The sequence below is a fragment of the Microcoleus sp. BM001215392 genome (assembly GCF_036700185.1).
In the GTDB taxonomy this organism is placed as follows: domain Bacteria; phylum Cyanobacteriota; class Cyanobacteriia; order Cyanobacteriales; family Microcoleaceae; genus Microcoleus.
The window spans coordinates 1-3919 of the sequence record NZ_JAUBOJ010000535.1; the positions used below are offsets into that span (position 1 = coordinate 1).

Annotated in this window: 2 protein-coding genes; both read left to right on the plus strand. The window is 47.1% G+C overall.

Annotated features, from left to right (window positions below):
• The first annotated feature begins 299 nt into the window (after positions 1-299).
• The gene (locus tag QT974_RS32180; protein WP_333472433.1) at positions 300-2168 is read left to right on the plus strand and encodes an efflux RND transporter periplasmic adaptor subunit; all 1869 of its coding nucleotides are present in this window, start codon (positions 300-302) and stop codon (positions 2166-2168) included.
• A 370-nt stretch (positions 2169-2538) separates the two neighbouring features.
• A complete protein-coding gene (locus QT974_RS32185) occupies positions 2539-3756 on the plus strand; it encodes an ABC transporter permease (protein ID WP_333472434.1) in 1218 nt (405 codons plus the stop codon).
• Positions 3757-3919: the final 163 nt, after the last annotated feature.

Here is a 3919-nt window from a genome sequence, read left to right on the forward strand (position 1 = left end):
TTTGTCTATAAGTGTACCACTTTGTCTATTTAATCGCTAGCTAAGGACTAGCTCTCGCTACCTGAATAAAGCCTGCGCAGAGAGTGAGTTGAGCGCGATCGAAGTTTGGGCCCACCTCTGGAGACTGAAAAAACTTAACATTATTTAATAAGTTGCAAAGATTAGCTATAATTGTTTACAGGTGCTGGTTGGGGAACTTTTTTTAAATCACCCGATCGGATGAGTCTGAAAGACGATGCCGCGCATCAGAAAAAATTTTACCTTTAAGGTAATCCTGAGATTTAATTAGGTGAGTCGGTATGATCGTTAGCCCCAAAAAGGAAACTGCTCAGGTCAAGGTGGAAGATACTCAGATTGCAGACACCAAGGCCCCAGAGACTAAAATTGCAGATATAAAAACCGCCCAAAAGCAGTCCCCTAAGAAACCCGCGCGGAAGATGCCGCGGTGGGCGATCGGTTTGGTTGCAGCCGGGTTGCTAGCTGTACCGACTACCATATATATATCAAAAAGTCGATCGCAGCCGAAAGTAGATGCGATCGCAGCGATGACAGTGCCGGTGGAAGCGCAAAACTTGACGGTGCGGATCACGTCCAGCGGGACGGTACAACCCGTACAGCGCGTGAATCTCAGCCCCAAAGGCTCCGGCCGGATCGCAGAGTTATTTGTCGAACAGGGCGATCGCGTCGAAGCAGGACAAATTGTGGCCCGCATGGAAAGCCGCGATGTGGAAGCTCAACTGGCTCAAGCTAAAGCCCGCGAAGCCAGCATTCGAGCGAAACTTGCCAAAATTGAAGCCGGAAATCGATCGGAAGACATCGCCAGCGCCCGCGCGCGTTTAGAGCAAGCCCAGGCTACTCTGGCGCAACTTCAAGCAGGGAGCAGATCCGAAGAAGTTGCAGGAGCTAGAGCTCGTTTACAGCAAACTCAAGCGGGCTTGCAGCAACTGCGAGCCGGCAGCCGCGTGGAAGAAGTCAGCCAAGGGCGAGCTCGTTTAGCCCAAGCTCAAGCTCGTTTAGCAGATGCTCAAACCGGCAGTGTCAAACAAGAAATTGCCCAAGCACAATCGCAAATTGAATCGAGTAAAGCTCAAGCCGAACTAACAGCTCAGCGGGTAGAACGCAACCGTCCGCTAGTGAAAGAAGGTGCTCTTGCTCAAGATAAACTCGATGAACTGATCAAGGAAAATCGCACTGCCAAAGCTAAGGTAACAGAAGCCCAAAAACGCTTGCAACAACTGCAAGAAAGTCGGGAGTCGCAAATTCAGCAACTGCAAGCTGCTGTGGAAGTTGAGCAGCAAGCATTGAAGCAGTTGCAAAACGGTACGCGCTCCGAAGCAATTGCTAAAGGTGAGGCAGAAGTTGTTGAAGCGAAAAGCAAATTAGCACAAATTGAAAACGGCAATCGTCCAGAAGAAATTGCTAAAGCCCAAGCAGCAGTTGCTGAAGCGAAAAGCCAATTAGCCGTACAAGAAAACGGCGCTCGCCCGGAAGAAATAGCTTCCGCTAAAGCTGATTTAGCTGAAGCCGAAGCTCAAGTCCGCTTCCAAGAAGTGCAGTTAGAAGATACAAAAGTTCGCGCTCCTTTTGCAGGAGTTATTACCCAAAGATACGCGATTCAAGGAGCTTTTGTAACTCCGGCAACTTCGGCATCGGAAGCGACTTCGGCAACTTCGACTTCGATCGTGGCTCTCGCTAGAGATGTGGAAGTTTTAGCGAAAGTCCCAGAAGCAGATATCAGTCAAATTAAACCGGGTCAAGTTGTGGAAATTGTCGCCGATGCTTATCCTGATAAAGTGTTTAAAGGCAAGGTTAAATTGATTGCGCCGGAAGCTGTGAAAGAGCGCGATGTGACGCTGTTTCAAGTGCGCGTTGCCATTGACACTGGCAAGGATTTCTTGCAGTCGGGGATGAATGTTGACTTGAGATTTGTTGGTCAAAAGCTGAGCAATGCTTTGGTTGTGCCGACTGTGGCAATTGTGACCAATAAAGGTCAAACGGGTGTGCTGGTTCCAGACGAGAAGCAGCAGCCGAAGTTTAAGCCTGTGACTGTTGGATCGACTATTGGTAACAAGATTCAGATTTTAGAGGGTGCTAAGGCGGGCGATCGGGTTTTTACTGAACTTCCTGCTGGTAAAAAGCTGGAGGATATTATTAAGAATCAGAAGTAGGGCATTGGGAATAGGGCATCGGGCATCGGGCATGGGGCAAAGAGGCCAAACAGGCATTATTTTTCTCGATCGCCCTAGGGTGTTTTTCAACCCGGAGATCCCCCCTAACCCCCCTTCTTAAGGGGGGGACAAGAGTATTCAAAGTTCTCTTATTAAGTGGGTAAGGGGAGGGACAAGAACTCCTCAAAGTCCCCTTATTAAGTGGGTAAGGGGAGGGACAAGAACTCCTCAAAGTCCCCCTTTTTAAGGGGGATTTAGGGGGATCTAGACTTGACTACAAGCGAGATTGATTATGGGCTTAAATCTTAAGTTGATACCAATTACCAATTCCCCAATCTAAAATCTAAAATCCCAAATCTAAAATAGACTCATGGATATTTTTGAAAGCGTCAAAATGGCTGTCACAACTTTGACAGCAAACAAGTTACGCAGCAGCTTGACGATGTTAGGAATTATCATCGGTAATGCTTCCGTAATTTCGATGATTGGTATCGGCGAAGGAGCTCAAACCTATATTGCGGGACAGGTTAACTCTCTGGGTTCAAATTTGCTGTTTATCATTCCCGGAAGTCCTGATGCGCAAAGTCGCCCGGTGATTCCTCCCCAGACTTTGGTTTTGGATGATGCTCTGGCGATCGCCTCTCAAGTTCCTTCTGTCGAACAAGTTGCACCAACTCTCAATGACAGTCAAATCGTTACTTACCGCAATAAAAATGTTTCGTCTTCGATTGTCGGAACTACTCCCGAGTTTCTACCGGTGAGAAGCTTTGATGTTGCTAAAGGTCGTTTTTTAAACAAGCTAGATTTAGAAAGACAAGAAAATGTAGTTGCTTTAGGTTCAGAAGCTGCTGAACAATTGTTTGGGAATACTCAGCCTGTCGGTCAATATGTTCGCATCAAAAACGCAACTTTTCAAGTGATTGGAGTGATGCAGGCTAAGGGTTCTAGTTTTGGTGACAATCAAGATATGAATGTTTATTTGCCGCTGACAACGATGGCTAACCGCATTGTCGGTCGCTCGTCTCCCTACGGTACTAAGGTAACATTTATTTCGGTTTCTGTGAAAGATGAAAAGTTAATGAGTGCGGCGCAATTTCAAATTGAAAATTTGCTGCGCTTGCGCCACAATATTACTAAGGAAGATGATTTTACTGTCCGAAATCAGAAGGATTTAATGAAAACTTTGGGCAGCATTACTGGTGCTTTGACTCTGATGTTGGCTTTTGTGGCGGCAATTTCGCTGTTTGTGGGCGGCATCGGGATTATGAACATTATGTTGGTTTCTGTAACTGAACGCACGAAGGAAATTGGGCTGCGAAAGGCGATCGGTGCTTCTCCTCAGGATATTCTGATTCAGTTTATGATTGAGGCTGTGATTTTGTCGGCTGCTGGTGGCGCGATCGGTACTGGATTCGGTATCGGCGGTGTGTTTTTGGTGTCTGCTTTTAGTCCTCTACAAGCTAGTGTGTCTCCAGTGGCGATCGCCCTTGCGGTTGGTGTTTCTGGCAGCATCGGCTTATTTTTCGGCATCGTACCGGCAAAACAAGCTGCTAAATTAGACCCGATTGTGGCGTTGAGAAGTGCTTAAGAAGTCAGTTGGCAGTTGGCCGTTGGCAGTTGGCAGTTGACTGTTGGCAGTTGGCAGTTGGCAGTTGGCAGTTGGCAGTTGGCAGTATTCATTAGTTATTGGTGATTAGTTATTGGTGATTGGTGATTGGTGATTGGTGATTGGTGATTGGTGATTGGTGATT